This is a genomic window from Franconibacter daqui (assembly GCF_014644275.1).
Lineage (GTDB): Bacteria > Pseudomonadota > Gammaproteobacteria > Enterobacterales > Enterobacteriaceae > Franconibacter > Franconibacter pulveris.
This window is the reverse complement of sequence record NZ_BMKJ01000011.1, coordinates 1-13868: the sequence shown is the minus strand read 5'-3', so window position 1 is coordinate 13868 and position 13868 is coordinate 1. Positions and strand designations below refer to the sequence as shown.

20 protein-coding genes and 1 rRNA gene are annotated in these 13868 nt (G+C 51.2%); 15 read left to right on the top strand and 6 right to left on the bottom strand.

The genetic code is table 11. The annotated features are described in order from the left end of the window. The first annotated feature begins 79 nt into the window (after positions 1-79). The 8 genes from rpsM (at position 80) to IEX01_RS21185 (ending at position 4102) form a co-directional block, all read left to right on the top strand. Positions 80-436, top strand: coding sequence for a 30S ribosomal protein S13 (gene rpsM, locus IEX01_RS21220; protein ID WP_004388620.1), 357 nt, complete (start codon positions 80-82; stop codon positions 434-436). Positions 437-452: 16 nt separating this feature from the next. Further along, positions 453-842, top strand: a complete 390-nt coding sequence (rpsK, locus tag IEX01_RS21215) for a 30S ribosomal protein S11 (RefSeq protein ID WP_002919257.1) — start codon at positions 453-455, stop codon at positions 840-842. A 34-nt stretch (positions 843-876) separates the two neighbouring features. Further along, complete coding sequence (rpsD, locus tag IEX01_RS21210) at positions 877-1497, top strand: 30S ribosomal protein S4 (RefSeq protein WP_024551604.1); 621 nt, start codon at positions 877-879, stop codon at positions 1495-1497. Positions 1498-1522: 25 nt separating this feature from the next. Continuing rightward, positions 1523-2512 carry a DNA-directed RNA polymerase subunit alpha gene (locus IEX01_RS21205; RefSeq protein ID WP_002438685.1) on the top strand — a complete coding sequence of 330 codons (990 nt, stop codon included), beginning with the start codon at positions 1523-1525 and terminating at the stop codon, positions 2510-2512. Positions 2513-2552: 40 nt separating this feature from the next. Next, on the top strand, positions 2553-2939 hold the full coding sequence (rplQ, locus tag IEX01_RS21200; RefSeq protein ID WP_002919206.1) for a 50S ribosomal protein L17: 387 nt from the start codon (positions 2553-2555) through the stop codon (positions 2937-2939). Positions 2940-3046: 107 nt separating this feature from the next. Beyond that, on the top strand, positions 3047-3415 hold the full coding sequence (locus tag IEX01_RS21195; RefSeq protein ID WP_188724496.1) for a DnaJ family domain-containing protein: 369 nt from the start codon (positions 3047-3049) through the stop codon (positions 3413-3415). A 2-nt stretch (positions 3416-3417) separates the two neighbouring features. Next, positions 3418-3843: a Zn(2+)-responsive transcriptional regulator gene (gene zntR, locus IEX01_RS21190; protein ID WP_029590158.1), complete on the top strand. Its 426-nt coding sequence runs from the start codon at positions 3418-3420 to the stop codon at positions 3841-3843. A gap of 52 nt (positions 3844-3895) precedes the next feature. Next, complete coding sequence (locus IEX01_RS21185) at positions 3896-4102, top strand: alternative ribosome-rescue factor A (RefSeq protein WP_188724494.1); 207 nt, start codon at positions 3896-3898, stop codon at positions 4100-4102. Here IEX01_RS21185 and mscL read toward each other — a convergent pair. From mscL to def, 5 genes are all read right to left on the bottom strand, one after another. Beyond that, the gene (mscL, locus tag IEX01_RS21180; RefSeq protein ID WP_024558318.1) at positions 4099-4503 is read right to left on the bottom strand and encodes a large-conductance mechanosensitive channel protein MscL; all 405 of its coding nucleotides are present in this window, start codon (positions 4501-4503) and stop codon (positions 4099-4101) included. The genes IEX01_RS21185 and mscL overlap by 4 nt on opposite strands. Positions 4504-4652: 149 nt before the next feature. Continuing rightward, a complete protein-coding gene (gene trkA, locus IEX01_RS21175; RefSeq protein ID WP_024558319.1) occupies positions 4653-6029 on the bottom strand; it encodes a Trk system potassium transporter TrkA in 1377 nt (458 codons plus the stop codon). A gap of 36 nt (positions 6030-6065) precedes the next feature. Continuing rightward, the gene (gene rsmB / locus IEX01_RS21170; protein WP_188724492.1) at positions 6066-7355 is read right to left on the bottom strand and encodes a 16S rRNA (cytosine(967)-C(5))-methyltransferase RsmB; all 1290 of its coding nucleotides are present in this window, start codon (positions 7353-7355) and stop codon (positions 6066-6068) included. A gap of 78 nt (positions 7356-7433) precedes the next feature. After that, positions 7434-8381, bottom strand: coding sequence for a methionyl-tRNA formyltransferase (gene fmt / locus IEX01_RS21165; RefSeq protein WP_024558321.1), 948 nt, complete (start codon positions 8379-8381; stop codon positions 7434-7436). Between the two features lie 14 nt (positions 8382-8395). Next, entirely contained in the window at positions 8396-8911 is a 516-nt protein-coding gene (gene def, locus IEX01_RS21160) for a peptide deformylase (protein ID WP_024558322.1), read from the bottom strand. 129 nt (positions 8912-9040) lie between these two features. Between def and dprA the strand changes: the two genes are divergently transcribed. From dprA to IEX01_RS21130, 6 genes are read left to right on the top strand one after another with little or no spacing between them, the layout of a single operon-like run. Next, positions 9041-10153 carry a DNA-protecting protein DprA gene (dprA, locus tag IEX01_RS21155; protein WP_188724490.1) on the top strand — a complete coding sequence of 371 codons (1113 nt, stop codon included), beginning with the start codon at positions 9041-9043 and terminating at the stop codon, positions 10151-10153. After that, positions 10125-10598 carry a DUF494 family protein Smg gene (smg, locus tag IEX01_RS21150; RefSeq protein WP_188724488.1) on the top strand — a complete coding sequence of 158 codons (474 nt, stop codon included), beginning with the start codon at positions 10125-10127 and terminating at the stop codon, positions 10596-10598. Before dprA ends, smg begins: the two co-directional genes overlap by 29 nt. A 24-nt stretch (positions 10599-10622) precedes the next feature. Further along, on the top strand, positions 10623-11180 hold the full coding sequence (locus IEX01_RS21145) for a DNA topoisomerase family protein (protein ID WP_024558324.1): 558 nt from the start codon (positions 10623-10625) through the stop codon (positions 11178-11180). Continuing rightward, positions 11170-11742 carry an L-threonylcarbamoyladenylate synthase type 1 TsaC gene (tsaC, locus tag IEX01_RS21140; RefSeq protein ID WP_024558325.1) on the top strand — a complete coding sequence of 191 codons (573 nt, stop codon included), beginning with the start codon at positions 11170-11172 and terminating at the stop codon, positions 11740-11742. Before IEX01_RS21145 ends, tsaC begins: the two co-directional genes overlap by 11 nt. Before the next feature lie 3 nt (positions 11743-11745). Then, positions 11746-12564 carry a shikimate dehydrogenase gene (aroE, locus tag IEX01_RS21135; protein WP_024558326.1) on the top strand — a complete coding sequence of 273 codons (819 nt, stop codon included), beginning with the start codon at positions 11746-11748 and terminating at the stop codon, positions 12562-12564. Next, a complete protein-coding gene (locus IEX01_RS21130; RefSeq protein ID WP_024558327.1) occupies positions 12561-12818 on the top strand; it encodes a DUF1488 family protein in 258 nt (85 codons plus the stop codon). The genes aroE and IEX01_RS21130 overlap by 4 nt, the downstream gene beginning before the upstream one ends. Here IEX01_RS21130 and IEX01_RS21125 read toward each other — a convergent pair. Continuing rightward, positions 12794-13348 carry a gamma carbonic anhydrase family protein gene (locus IEX01_RS21125; protein WP_024558328.1) on the bottom strand — a complete coding sequence of 185 codons (555 nt, stop codon included), beginning with the start codon at positions 13346-13348 and terminating at the stop codon, positions 12794-12796. The genes IEX01_RS21130 and IEX01_RS21125 overlap by 25 nt on opposite strands. A gap of 426 nt (positions 13349-13774) precedes the next feature. Between IEX01_RS21125 and IEX01_RS21120 the strand changes: the two genes are divergently transcribed. Further along, positions 13775-13868: ribosomal RNA gene (locus IEX01_RS21120) — 16S ribosomal RNA — on the top strand; the annotation flags it as partial.

Here is a 13868-nt window from a genome sequence, read left to right as displayed (position 1 = left end):
GTCTGTGCGTATCCATTTGAGTATCCTGAAAACGGGCTTTTCAGTATGGTGCGCATTTATCAAATAGTAGGAGTGCATAGTGGCCCGTATAGCAGGCATTAACATTCCTGATCATAAACATGCCGTAATCGCATTAACCTCGATCTACGGTATCGGCAAAACCCGCTCTAAAGCTATCCTGGCTGCAGTAGGTTTTGCTGAAGATGTTAAGATCAGTGAGCTGTCTGAAGAACAAATCGACACGCTGCGTGACGAAGTTGCCAAATTTGTCGTTGAAGGTGATCTGCGCCGTGAAGTTAGCATGAGCATCAAGCGCCTGATGGATCTTGGTTGCTATCGCGGTTTGCGTCATCGTCGTGGTCTCCCGGTTCGCGGTCAGCGTACCAAGACCAACGCACGTACCCGTAAGGGTCCGCGCAAACCGATCAAGAAATAATCGGGGTGATTGAATAATGGCAAAGGCACCAATTCGTGCACGTAAACGTGTAAGAAAGCAAGTCTCTGACGGCGTGGCTCATATCCATGCTTCTTTCAACAACACCATCGTTACTATTACTGATCGTCAGGGTAACGCTCTGGGTTGGGCAACTGCCGGTGGTTCCGGTTTCCGTGGTTCTCGCAAATCCACTCCGTTCGCAGCTCAGGTTGCAGCAGAGCGTTGCGCAGAAGCCGTGAAAGAATACGGTATCAAGAACCTGGAAGTTATGGTTAAGGGACCGGGTCCGGGCCGCGAATCTACTATTCGTGCTCTGAACGCCGCTGGTTTCCGCATCACTAATATTACTGATGTGACTCCGATCCCTCACAACGGTTGTCGTCCGCCGAAAAAACGTCGCGTATAACGCGCTCGTTTTCTAGGATTGTTGGAGAAAGAAAATGGCAAGATATTTGGGTCCTAAGCTCAAGCTGAGCCGTCGCGAGGGCACAGACCTGTTCCTTAAGTCTGGCGTTCGCGCGATCGATACCAAGTGTAAAATTGAACAAGCTCCTGGCCAGCACGGTGCGCGTAAACCGCGTCTGTCTGACTATGGTGTGCAGTTGCGTGAAAAGCAAAAAGTTCGCCGTATCTACGGTGTGCTGGAGCGTCAGTTCCGTAACTACTACAAAGAAGCCGCACGTCTGAAAGGCAACACCGGTGAAAACCTGTTAGCTCTGCTGGAAGGTCGTCTGGACAACGTTGTATACCGTATGGGCTTCGGCGCCACTCGTGCAGAAGCACGTCAGCTGGTTAGCCACAAAGCGATTATGGTAAACGGTCGTGTTGTTAACATCGCTTCTTATCAGGTTAGTCCGAATGACGTAGTCAGCGTTCGTGAGAAAGCGAAAAAGCAGTCTCGCGTGAAAGCCGCTCTGGAGCTGGCTGAGCAGCGTGAAAAGCCAACCTGGCTGGAAGTTGATGCTGGCAAAATGGAAGGTACGTTCAAGCGTAAGCCGGAGCGTTCTGACCTGTCTGCGGACATTAACGAACACCTGATCGTCGAGCTTTACTCCAAGTAAAGCTTAGTACCAAAGAGAGGACACAATGCAGGGTTCTGTGACAGAGTTTCTAAAACCGCGCCTGGTAGATATCGAGCAAGTGAGTTCGACGCACGCCAAGGTGACCCTTGAGCCTTTAGAGCGTGGCTTCGGTCATACTCTGGGTAACGCACTGCGCCGTATTCTGCTTTCATCGATGCCGGGTTGCGCGGTGACTGAGGTTGAGATTGATGGTGTACTGCACGAGTACAGCACCAAAGAAGGCGTTCAGGAAGATATCCTGGAGATCCTGCTCAACCTGAAAGGGCTGGCGGTGAGAGTTCAAGGTAAAGATGAAGTCATCCTTACTCTGAATAAATCTGGCATTGGCCCTGTGACCGCAGCCGACATCACCCACGACGGTGATGTTGAAATCGTCAAGCCGCAGCATGTGATCTGCCACCTGACCGATGAAAACGCATCTATTAGCATGCGTATCAAAGTTCAGCGCGGTCGTGGTTATGTGCCGGCTTCTGCCCGAATTCATTCGGAAGAAGATGAGCGCCCAATCGGCCGTCTGCTGGTCGACGCATGCTACAGCCCGGTAGAGCGTATTGCCTACAATGTTGAAGCAGCGCGTGTAGAACAGCGTACCGACCTGGACAAGCTGGTCATCGAAATGGAAACCAACGGCACAATCGATCCTGAAGAGGCGATTCGTCGTGCGGCGACCATCCTGGCAGAACAACTGGAAGCTTTCGTTGACTTACGTGATGTACGTCAGCCGGAAGTCAAAGAAGAGAAACCAGAATTCGATCCGATCCTGCTGCGCCCTGTTGACGATCTCGAATTGACTGTCCGCTCTGCTAACTGCCTTAAGGCAGAAGCTATCCACTATATCGGTGATCTGGTACAGCGTACCGAGGTTGAGTTGCTCAAAACGCCGAACCTCGGTAAAAAATCTCTCACTGAGATTAAAGACGTGCTGGCCTCCCGTGGTCTTTCTCTGGGCATGCGCCTTGAGAACTGGCCGCCGGCAAGCATTGCTGACGAGTAACCGGATCACAGGTTAAGGTTTTACTGAGAAGGATAAGGTCATGCGCCATCGTAAGAGTGGTCGTCAACTGAACCGCAACAGCAGCCATCGCCAGGCTATGTTCCGCAACATGGCAGGTTCTCTGGTTCGTCATGAGATTATCAAGACGACCCTGCCGAAAGCGAAAGAGCTGCGTCGCGTAGTTGAGCCGCTGATTACTCTTGCCAAGACTGATAGCGTTGCTAATCGTCGTCTGGCATTCGCCCGCACTCGTGATAACGAGATCGTGGCAAAACTGTTTAACGAGCTGGGCCCGCGTTTCGCGAGCCGTGCCGGTGGTTACACTCGTATTTTGAAGTGTGGCTTCCGTGCTGGTGACAACGCTCCGATGGCTTACATCGAGCTGGTTGATCGCGCCGAGCCGAAAGCAGAAGCAGCTGCAGAGTAATCTGCAGAAATTTAAAAAAGCCGGGTTCGCCCGGTTTTTTTATATCTTTTTTTCCCCTTTCATCTATATATCTCCTTAAATCTCACTTACTCCTCTGGAGAAGGCTTATGTGGTTGTTAGACCAATGGGCAGAGAAACATATTCTTGAAGCCCAACGTAAAGGCGAACTGGACGGGCTGGCCGGTGAAGGCAAGCCGCTTGAGTTGGACGATGATTCCAATGTCCCTGCTGAGTTACGCGCCGGTTATCGTTTATTGAAAAATGCAGGTTACCTCCCACCCGAACTACAACAAAGAAAAGAAGCGCTGGAGCTCGCCGATTTGCTTAAAGGCGTTGCAAAAACCGATCCGCAACACCAGCTCATTGAAAAGCGTTTGGCGCTATTGGAGCTAAAATTGCGCCAGGCGGGACTGAATACGGATTTTTTACATGGTGAATATGCCGGGCGTTTCGCTAACAAAATGTATCAGGGGTAATTATGTACCGTATTGGTGAGCTTGCGCGCCTGGCTGACGTAACGCCTGACACTATCCGCTATTACGAAAAACAGCAGATGATGGTTCATGAAATCCGAACGGAAGGCGGTTTTCGGCTTTATAGTGATGAAGATTTACGGCGCTTGAAGTTTATTCGCCACGGCCGACAGCTTGGCTTCAGCCTGGAGGCTATTCGTGAACTGCTTTCTATTCGCGTCGACCCGGAACACCATACCTGCCAGGAATCGAAAAGCATTGTACAAGCCCGACTTGAGGAAGTTGAAGCGCGTATCACTGAACTACAAATGATGCGACAGTCATTACAAAGGTTGAATGATGCGTGCTGCGGTACAGCTCATAGCAGCGTTTATTGTTCCATCCTCGAGGCGCTTGAGCAGGGCTCAAATGACAAAATTATGCCATGTTGATTTTTCACACAACGCATCCTACACTCTCAGCGTTTTTACTAAAGGAGTCACTATGAGTCGCTATCAGCACACTAAAGGTAAAATTCAGGACAATGCCATCGAGGCTTTATTGCACGACCCGCTCTTTCGTCAGCGAGTAGAAAAAAGTCAGAAGGGCAAAGGTAGCTATCAGCGTAAGGCCAAATATGTACAGAAGGGGAACTGGGAGGCCAGTGGCAAACAAGCAAAATGCTTTTTTACCACTGGCCTTCCGCTTTAAGGACGGTTGTTTTGTTCTTTCAGTAGATCGCGAATTTCTGCCAGCAACACCTCTTCTTTGCTTGGGCCAGGTGCTTCCTTAGGCTTCTTCTGATGCAATTTGTTGATGACCTTAATGGCTAAGAAGATAGCGAACGCCACAATAAGGAAATCAAACACGTTCTGAATAAAAACGCCGTAATGCATGATAACTGCTGGCGTATCGCCTATTGCGGGGCGCAGCGTCCAGGCAAACTGTTTGAAATCAATTCCCCCGATAAGCAGTCCCAGCGGCGGCATAATAATATCTGCAACTAACGACGAAACGATTTTACCGAAGGCCGCACCAATAATGACACCCACCGCCAGGTCAACCACATTTCCTCGCATCGCGAACTCGCGAAACTCTTTAAAAAAGCTCATTTTTTTCTCCTTATCATTACCGAACCTGTTAAGTCTAACAAAGGATGTCTCATTTTCCATGACAAGCTTGTGATATCCGGAGTAATACTCCTTATTAAAACAGGGGGTTAAAAGGAGTGAATGAGGGCGGCCGAAAACCGCCCGGACGATTACAGGAAGAAGGGACTGGGTTGGAAAAGACGTTCAACATCAGTGACATATTTCTTGTCAGTCAGGAACATAATGACATGATCGCCCTGCTCAATGCGTAGATTGTTATTTGCAATCATCACATCGTTACCACGCACTACGGCGCCGATGATAGTGCCAGGCGGCAATTTAATATCATCAATGACTCTCCCCACAACCCGTGATGTGGTTTCATCGCCATGCGCTACGGCTTCGATGGCTTCGGCCACGCCGCGGCGCAGCGATGACACGCTGACTATATCCGCTTTACGCACATGGCCCAGCAGAGCGGAGATAGTAGCTTGTTGCGGAGAGATAGCGATGTCGATAACGCTACCCTGAACAAGATCTACATACGCTTTACGCTGAATAAGCACCATCACTTTTTTGGCGCCCATTCGTTTGGCCAGCATGGCGGACATAATATTCGCTTCGTCGTCATTCGTAACGGCAATAAACAAATCGACCTGATCGATATGCTCTTCCGCCAGTAGTTCCTGATCCGAAGCGTCGCCGTAGAAAACAATAGTGTGCTGAAGCTTTTCCGCCAGTTCTGCCGCGCGCTGCTGGTTTCGTTCAATCAGCTTCACGCTGTAATCTTTTTCAAGCTTATGAGCAAGGCCTGCGCCGATATTCCCGCCACCTACCAGCATGATTCGCTTATAGGGTTTTTCAAGGCGCTGGAGTTCGCTCATGACTGCGCGGATGTGCTGCGAAGCGGCGATAAAAAACACTTCATCCCCAGCTTCCACAATGGTAGATCCTTGCGGGCGAATAGGACGGTCATGACGGAAAATGGCTGCAACACGCGTATCGATATGCGGCATGTGTTCGCGCATTGTTGAAAGCGCGTTACCAACCAGCGGCCCACCATAATAAGCTTTCACTACGGCAAGGCTAACTTTACCTTCCGCGAAATTAACTACCTGCAATGCGCCAGGGTATTCAATCAGACGATAAATATTGTCGATAACCAGCTGCTCAGGCGCAATCAGGTGGTCGATAGGCACTGCGTCGGGATTAAACAGCCGTTCCGCATCGCGTACATAATCTGGCGCCCGAATACGTGCGATACGGTTTGGCGTATTGAAAAGGGAATAGGCGACCTGACAGGCTATCATGTTTGTTTCGTCGGAACTGGTTACCGCAACAAGCATATCTGCATCGTCTGCTCCCGCTTCGCGCAATACCCGCGGATGTGAGCCGTGTCCCTGCACCACCCGCAAATCAAACTTATCCTGAAGGCTGCGCAACCGGTCGCCATTGATATCAACAACCGTGATATCGTTATTTTCACCTACCAGGTTTTCAGCCAGCGTGCCGCCCACCTGGCCGGCTCCTAAAATGATTATCTTCATGGTCAGCGCTTCACGATTCGTTTACCCGCACGGGCGTTACTTTTTAATGAGCTTAGCGTAAAAGAAACCGTCGCCTTCATCTGCCGCAGGCAGATTTTGTATACCAGGGTTAGCTGGCGTGCCGGTTTGATTCAGTTCAGCATCAGGCGTACGGCTCAGGAAAGCGGCTATCTGCTGGCTGTTCTCTTCAGGCATGATAGAACAGGTTGCATACAGTAAGGTGCCGCCCTGTTTCAGCTGAGGCCAGATTGCATCAAGAATATCTGACTGCAGCTGCGCCAGTTCCTGAATATCCGCATCGCGGCGCAGCCATTTTATATCTGGGTGACGACGAATCACACCTGTCGCAGAGCAAGGAGCGTCAAGCAGGATACGGTCAAACTGCTGCTCGCCGCACCACTGCTGGGGATAGCGCCCATCGCCTGTTTTTACTTCAGCTTGCATGTTAAGGCGCGCAAGGTTTTCATGAACGCGTTTGATGCGAGTTGCATCGACATCTACCGCCAGGACTTTTGCTTGCGGCGCGGCTTCGAGAATATGCGTTGTTTTGCCGCCAGGCGCCGCGCAAAGATCGAGGATCGCTTCGCCGTTCTGCGGATCGAGTAGATCGACGCACCCCTGCGCTGAAGCATCCTGAACGGTTACCCAACCTTTTTCGAAGCCGGGCAGGGCAGAGACAGGCATCGGCGTTTCAAGACGTACTGCATCCGGGTAGCGAGGATGAGTAAAGCCGGTAATACCGCTTTCATCCAACAAGGTCAGCCATTCATCACGGCTGTGATGCTGACGATTTACGCGCAGCCACATAGGCGGACGCTGGTTATTGGCTTCAACAATGTTTTCCCATTGTTCAGGCCAGGCTTTGCGTAACCGCTGCAGCAGCCAGGCTGGATGCAGATAACGACTTTCATGGCGGCTAAACTCCGCCAGTAACGTTTCCTGCTGACGCTGGAACTGACGAAGCACGCCATTAATCAGCCCCTTAAATTGTTGACGCTTGATAGCTACCGCGCCCTCCACCGTTTCGGCTAGCGCGGCGTGAGGGGGAATACGAGTGTGCAGCAGCTGATAAAGCCCGACGAGGATAAGGTAGTGCACCGTCCGCTGCTTTCCAGCCATAGGACGCGACATTAATTTGCTGACAAGCCAATTGAGTTGAGAAAGGGTACGCAACACGCCGAAGCAAAGCTCCTGCAACAGGGCCTTGTCTTTATCGGAGACCTTACTCTGCATCGGCGGCAGAACGTTACTAAGCGACTGGCCGTTTTCGACAACCTGCTCGACGGCCTGCGCAGCCAGGCTGCGAAGATTAATGGATTTTTTCATAGCGATGAGCAGTATTTGCCTGCTGAATAAATAAAAATGCCCGACGCAAGCCGGGCTGGATAGCTTTATGCCTCAAGTTCAGGCAAGAACAGTACCGGGCTCGAACCATTCCCGGCGAGAGTTTAACAGATCCTGCGCGGACATCGCTTTTTTGCCCGCAGGCTGCAGAATTTCGAGGTTCAGCACACCTTCGGCAGTCGCAACCTGAATGCCCAGTTTGTTCGCTTCGATAATCGTGCCTGGCGTATTCCGCCCTGACGCAGGGATAACTGACGCCTGCCAGACTTTCACCGGTTGCTCGTCAATAAGAAAATAGCTCATCGGCCAGGGATTAAAAGCACGAATACAACGCTCAAGCTGCGCCGCAGGAAGCGACCAGTCCAGCTTCGCCTCTTCCTTGCTAAGCTTTTCCGCGTAAGTGACCAGCGCTTCATCCTGCACTTGCGGTTGAGCGCGGCCTTCGGCCAACTGAGCCAGAGTTTCAAGCAAGCCCTGCGGGCCAAGCTGCGCTAACTTATCGTAAAGCGAGGCGCTGGTGTCCTGAGCGGTAATAGGGCAAGCCAGCTTATACAGCATATCGCCAGTATCAAGACCCACATCCATTTGCATAATGGTTACGCCAGTTTCTTCGTCACCCGCCCAGAGCGAACGCTGAATTGGCGCCGCGCCGCGCCAGCGAGGCAGTAAAGAGCCATGCACGTTGATGCAGCCAAGCCGCGGCATTTCCAGCACCGCTTTTGGCAGGATAAGGCCATAAGCGACAACGACCATTATGTCCGCTTGCAGATCGGCGATTAACTGCTGATTTTCTGCGGCGCGTAACGAGGCGGGCTGAAACACTGGAAGATTATGCTGCTGCGCAAGAACCTTCACCGGGCTCGGCATGAGCTTCTTGCCCCGGCCAGCAGGGCGGTCGGGTTGAGTAAAAACACCCACTACCTGATGAGCAGATGACAACAGCGCGTCAAGATGACGCGCTGCGAAGTCCGGCGTACCGGCAAAAATAATGCGTAATGAATCCGACACGTTATTCCTTGTCTTTAGCTTGCCGCGCGGGCTCTCATGCGATCCAGTTTTTCAACTTTCTGGCGAATACGGGTTTGTTTCAGCGGCGATAGGTAATCAATAAACAGCTTGCCTACAAGATGATCCATTTCATGCTGAATACAAATAGCCAGCAGGCCGTCGGCTTCCAGCTCAAACGGTTTGCCATCACGATCGAGCGCGCGAATTTTTACCCTTTCAGCACGCGGTACGAAGGCGCGTTGTTCAGGAATAGAAAGACAGCCTTCCTCAATGCCGGTTTCGCCGCTTTTTTCGAGCATTTCAGGGTTGATCAAAACCAAACGTTCGTCGCGGTTTTCAGAAACATCAATAACGATAATGCGCTGGTGAATATCTACCTGCGTAGCGGCAAGACCAATACCTTCTTCGGCGTACATCGTTTCGAACATATCGTCGACGATACGCTGAATTTCTTCATTCACTTCTTTAACCGGCTCGGCGACAATGCGAAGTCGCTCGTCCGGGATGTGCAACACTTGCAAAACAGACATATTTATCCAGAGCTAGATTCAGTAGTTGGGAAGATCATTACTTTCATTCTAGACAAATCCCCCCTTGATTGACAGCATCAGTAGCGAATCGCAAGGATAGATCACGCCGCTTACGGCAAGGGAGAAGCTATGTCGCCAGAAGAATTTTGGTTACGTTTGATGAGCGTCTTGAGCCTGAGCGGTGAAAAGATGGCGCAGGCCGCGCGCTATTATCGTTTAACCCCTGATGAACCCGCAACCGCACTGCGTCTTGCCCATTTTAATGAAAACCAAAAAAAGCAGTTTTTGTCTTTCCCCGTAAACCAGATTGAAGCGACGTTACGTTGGCTTGAACAGCCGAATCATCATCTGCTGACAGTGGAAGACCATGCTTACCCTGAGCCGCTGCGGGCGATTAGCGATTATCCCGGCGCTCTTTTAATTGCGGGCAATAAGGCCGCGTTAACCACGCCGCAGTTGGCCGTTGTTGGCAGCCGGGCGCACTCCTGGTATGGCGAACAATGGGGACAGGTATTCTGTGAAACGCTGGCGCGCAGCGGCCTGACATTAACCAGCGGGCTTGCCGTAGGCATTGACGGCGTGGCGCACAAAGCTGCCTTAGCTGCAGGCGGTACCACGCTTGCCGTTCTGGGGAACGGGTTAGGGCAAATTTATCCAAAGCGGCATAAGGCGTTGGCTGAACAGATTGTGGCCAACAATGGTGCGCTAATCTCGGAATTCCCCCTCTCTGTCGGGCCCCGTCCCTGCCACTTTCCCCGCCGTAACCGGATCATCAGCGGCTTAAGCCGCGGCGTATTGGTTGTGGAAGCATCGTTGCGTAGCGGATCGCTGGTCACGGCTAACTGCGCGCTGGACCAGGGGCGGGAGGTATTTGCTTTACCCGGCCCGTTGGGCAACCCCGGTTGCGAAGGCCCACACTGGCTTATAAGCCAGGGTGCAGTGCTGGTAACCAGCGCGCAAGACATTCTTGATTATTTGCAAAACGAGCTTACCTGGCTTGCAGAGACAAAATATTCACCCAATCAAGATGAAGCTGCATTGCCATTTCCGGAGCTGTTGGCTAACGTAGGAGATGAGGTTACACCTGTTGACGTCGTCGCTGAACGTGCCGGCCAACCTGTGCCATTGACGGTAGCCCAGCTACTCGAACTGGAGTTAGCAGGATGGATCGCAGCTGTACCCGGCGGCTATGTCCGATTAAGGAGGGCAGGCCATGTTCGACGTACTAATGTATTTGTTTGAAACCTACATCCATAACGAGGCGGAAATGCGGGTCGATCAGGATAAGCTGACGCGAGACCTGACTGACGCAGGTTTTGATCGTGAGGATATCTACAACGCGTTACTATGGCTTGAAAAACTAGCGGACTACCAGGACGGGCTTGTCGAGCCAATGCAGTTGGCTTCCGATCCGCTCTCAATGCGTATCTACACCCCTGAAGAGAGCCAACGTCTGGATGCCAGCTGTCGTGGTTTTCTGTTATTTCTTGAACAAATTCAGGTGCTAAACCTCGAAACCCGGGAAATGGTTATTGAGCGTGTTACTGCGCTGGATACCGAAGAGTTCGATCTTGAAGATTTAAAATGGGTCGTATTCATGGTGTTGTTCAATATTCCGGGTTGTGAAAACGCTTATCAACAGATGGAAGAATTACTCTTCGAAGTAAATGAAGGTATGCTGCACTAATATTTTTTTGCGGCATAGAGCATTATGGTCAAAGCAGCACTTTTCACAGTGCGTAAGCAAGAGCCCTGCCCTGAGTGCGGGGCTGAATTAGTTATCAGAAATGGCAAACATGGTCCATTTCTGGGCTGTTCCCGTTATCCGGAATGCGAGTATATCCGTCCCCTGAAAAGCCAGGCGGATGGGCATATCGTAAAAGTGCTGGAGGGGCAGGTATGCCCAGTCTGTCAGGCTACGCTTGTGCTTCGCCAGGGACGCTTCGGCATGTTTATTGGTTGCAGCCGCTATCCCGAGTGTGCTCATACCGAGTTAATCGATAAGCCGGATGAAACAGCGGTTGCCTGCCCGCAGTGTCACAGCGGCAAACTTGTTCAGCGCCGCTCCCGGTTTGGCAAAACGTTCTATTCCTGCGACCGCTATCCGGAGTGCCAGTTTGTCCTCAATTTCAAACCTGTAGCGGGGGAATGCTCCCTCTGCCGCTATCCCTTACTTATCGAAAAGAAAACCGCGCAGGGCGTTAAACGCTTCTGTGCCAGTAAACAATGTGGAAAGCCGGTAACGGCGGAACAAAATAGTGAACAATAATCTGCCTGCAGACGAGATAGCTTATCTCGTCGAAACTCTTAAACAACAACAAGTCATCGCTTATCCCACAGAAGCTGTCTTCGGCGTAGGGTGCGATCCCGATAGCGAAGTTGCCGTAAATCGTCTGTTAACGCTGAAACAGCGTCCGGTTGAAAAGGGGTTAATTTTAATTGCCGCCAGTTTTGAACAGCTGAAACCCTACATTGATGATACGGCGTTAAACGAAGAGCAACGAGAAACGGTATTTAGTTGTTGGCCCGGGCCGGTGACGTTTGTCTTTCCTGCTAAACCTTCAACGCCTCGCTGGCTGACAGGAAAATTTGACTCGCTGGCTGTGCGGGTAACCGATCATCCGCTGGTGGTTCAGCTCTGTGAAGCGTTTGGCAAGCCCTTGGTTTCAACCAGTGCTAATCTTACGGGGTTGCCGCCTTGCCGCACGGCGCAAGAAGTGCTCGAACAGTTCGGCGACGCGTTCCCTGTCCTGAAAGGGTCAACCGGCGGGCGGCAGAATCCTTCAGAAATTCGCGACGCTCTTACGGGCGAGCTGTTCCGCCAGGGGTAAGCAATGGAACATTTTGCCGTCTTCGGGAATCCAATTGCTCATAGCAAGTCTCCCTTCATCCATCAGCAGTTTGCGGAACAGCTGCAAATTCACCATACCTATGGTCGTGTACTGGCGCCGGTAGATAATTTTATCGAAACGCTGGAATCGTTTTTTGCCGCCGGAGGAAAGGGTGCAAACATTACCGTGCCCTTTAAAGAACAGGCGTTCGCCCGGGCGGATGAACTCACGGAACGTGCAACGTTGGCTGGTGCCGTAAATACGCTGAAGCGTCTTGAAGATGGCCGCTTACTGGGCGATAACACCGACGGCATAGGATTGTTAATGGATTTACAGCGGCTGGCGCTAATTAAACCAGGCTATCGAGTCTTATTGATTGGCGCAGGCGGCGCGGCGCGCGGTGTACTTATGCCGCTGCTTTCTCTGGACTGTGCGGTAACCGTCACAAACAGAACTTATGCCCGCGCTCAGGAACTGGCTGCGCTATTCGCTCATGTCGGAAGCGTGACAGCGACGCCAATGGACGCGCTGACTGGTCATGAGTTCGATCTTATTATTAACGCAACATCCAGCGGAATAGGTGGGGAGATCCCGGCGATCCCTTCTTCGCTGCTGACACCAGAAGTCCGCTGCTATGACATGTTTTATCAAAAAGGCCTCACCCCCTTCCTGACATGGTGCACCAGGTATGGTGTGCATCACTATGCCGACGGTGCGGGGATGCTGGTAGGACAAGCGGCCCACGCCGTTCTGCTCTGGCATGGCGTACTGCCTGATATCACCCCGGTTATTGAGAAGCTTAAGCAGGAGCTGGCAGCGTGAACCAGGCTATTCAGTTTCCGGATCGCGAAACGTGGGCGTCTGAATATCAGGCGGTCTGTTTCCCCGCTCTGGTAAATGGAATGCAAATAACGTGCGCCATTGCTGCCAGAACGCTGTCGAAGCGATATGGCGGCGATACGCAAGAAGCATGGCTGAACGCTTTTCGCGAGCACCGCTGGGATCTGGAAGAAGAAGCGGAAGCGCTTCTTAAGGCGCAACAGGAAAACGATCAGGGCTGGCTCTGGTTATCCTGAGCCAGATATTCATCTTTCCATCGCACGTAGTTATTCGCAGAGTACTTCAAACCTTCTATTTCCGCTTCTTTTAAAGGACGGATTTGTTTGACCGGACTGCCAAGATAAAGATAACCGCTTTCCAGTCGCTTATTTTGCGGCACAAGGCTGCCTGCCCCAATCATCACATCGTCTTCTATAACGGCACCATCAAGGATAATAGATCCCATACCAACCAGTACGCGGTTGCCAATAGTGCAGCCGTGCAGCATTACCTTATGCCCGACTGTAACCTCTTCACCAATAATGAGGGGATTGCCTTCAGGATTGTATGAAGATTTATGCGTTACGTGTAATACGCTTCCATCCTGAATATTTGTCCGGCTTCCTATTTCTACATAATTCACATCACCACGGATCGCGACCAACGGCCAGATGCCCACGTCATCGGCTATACGCACATCGCCAATAACCACGCTGGACGCATCAATCATGACGCGATTGCCCAGTTGGGGGAAAAATGTTTGATAAGGACGGAGAACGGCGGCCATAGCAACCTCATATATGAACGAATGTATTGCAGACTTTGAGTCCAATTTTTCGCTCATGCAAGGGGAGAGACTGTCATAATTTGCGCAGATCGAACGCGATCACACCAATAAGGACGAAAAATCGGCAGTCAGAAAAAAAGATCGAAAAAAGGCTTGTGCTAAAAAGCGGGATCCCTATAATGCGCCTCCATCGAGACGGCAACGTGAATCACTTCACAAAACAGACCGAATCGAAAAGAGAAAATCCTGAAATTAAGGGTTGACTCTGAAAGAGGAAAGCGTAATATACGCCACCTCGCGACAGCAGGCTGAATGCCGCGTCAGATGGACTGGATTCTTAACGTCGCAAGACGAAAAATGAATACCAAGTCTCAACGAGTGAACACGTAATTTATTACGAAGTTTAATTCATTGAGCATCAAACTTTAATTGAAGAGTTTGATCATGGCTCAGATTGAACGCTGGCGGCAGGCCTAACACATGCAAGTCGAGCGGTAACAGGGATCAGCTTGCTGATTCG

Bases quoted from the DNA above. Each gene is read 5' to 3' on its own strand.
- smg (WP_188724488.1), top strand. From the start codon at position 10,125: ATGTTCGACGTACTAATGTATTTGTTTGAAACCTACATCCATAACGAG.
- rsmB (WP_188724492.1), bottom strand. From the start codon at position 7,355: ATGAAAAAATCCATTAATCTTCGCAGCCTGGCTGCGCAGGCCGTCGAG.
- dprA (WP_188724490.1), top strand. From the start codon at position 9,041: ATGTCGCCAGAAGAATTTTGGTTACGTTTGATGAGCGTCTTGAGCCTG.
- trkA (WP_024558319.1), bottom strand. From the start codon at position 6,029: ATGAAGATAATCATTTTAGGAGCCGGCCAGGTGGGCGGCACGCTGGCT.
- IEX01_RS21205 (WP_002438685.1), top strand. From the start codon at position 1,523: ATGCAGGGTTCTGTGACAGAGTTTCTAAAACCGCGCCTGGTAGATATC.
- IEX01_RS21195 (WP_188724496.1), top strand. From the start codon at position 3,047: ATGTGGTTGTTAGACCAATGGGCAGAGAAACATATTCTTGAAGCCCAA.
- IEX01_RS21145 (WP_024558324.1), top strand. From the start codon at position 10,623: ATGGTCAAAGCAGCACTTTTCACAGTGCGTAAGCAAGAGCCCTGCCCT.
- IEX01_RS21185 (WP_188724494.1), top strand. From the start codon at position 3,896: ATGAGTCGCTATCAGCACACTAAAGGTAAAATTCAGGACAATGCCATC.
- zntR (WP_029590158.1), top strand. From the start codon at position 3,418: ATGTACCGTATTGGTGAGCTTGCGCGCCTGGCTGACGTAACGCCTGAC.
- def (WP_024558322.1), bottom strand. From the start codon at position 8,911: ATGTCTGTTTTGCAAGTGTTGCACATCCCGGACGAGCGACTTCGCATT.
- rpsK (WP_002919257.1), top strand. From the start codon at position 453: ATGGCAAAGGCACCAATTCGTGCACGTAAACGTGTAAGAAAGCAAGTC.
- rpsD (WP_024551604.1), top strand. From the start codon at position 877: ATGGCAAGATATTTGGGTCCTAAGCTCAAGCTGAGCCGTCGCGAGGGC.
- rplQ (WP_002919206.1), top strand. From the start codon at position 2,553: ATGCGCCATCGTAAGAGTGGTCGTCAACTGAACCGCAACAGCAGCCAT.
- IEX01_RS21125 (WP_024558328.1), bottom strand. From the start codon at position 13,348: ATGGCCGCCGTTCTCCGTCCTTATCAAACATTTTTCCCCCAACTGGGC.
- aroE (WP_024558326.1), top strand. From the start codon at position 11,746: ATGGAACATTTTGCCGTCTTCGGGAATCCAATTGCTCATAGCAAGTCT.
- mscL (WP_024558318.1), bottom strand. From the start codon at position 4,503: ATGAGCTTTTTTAAAGAGTTTCGCGAGTTCGCGATGCGAGGAAATGTG.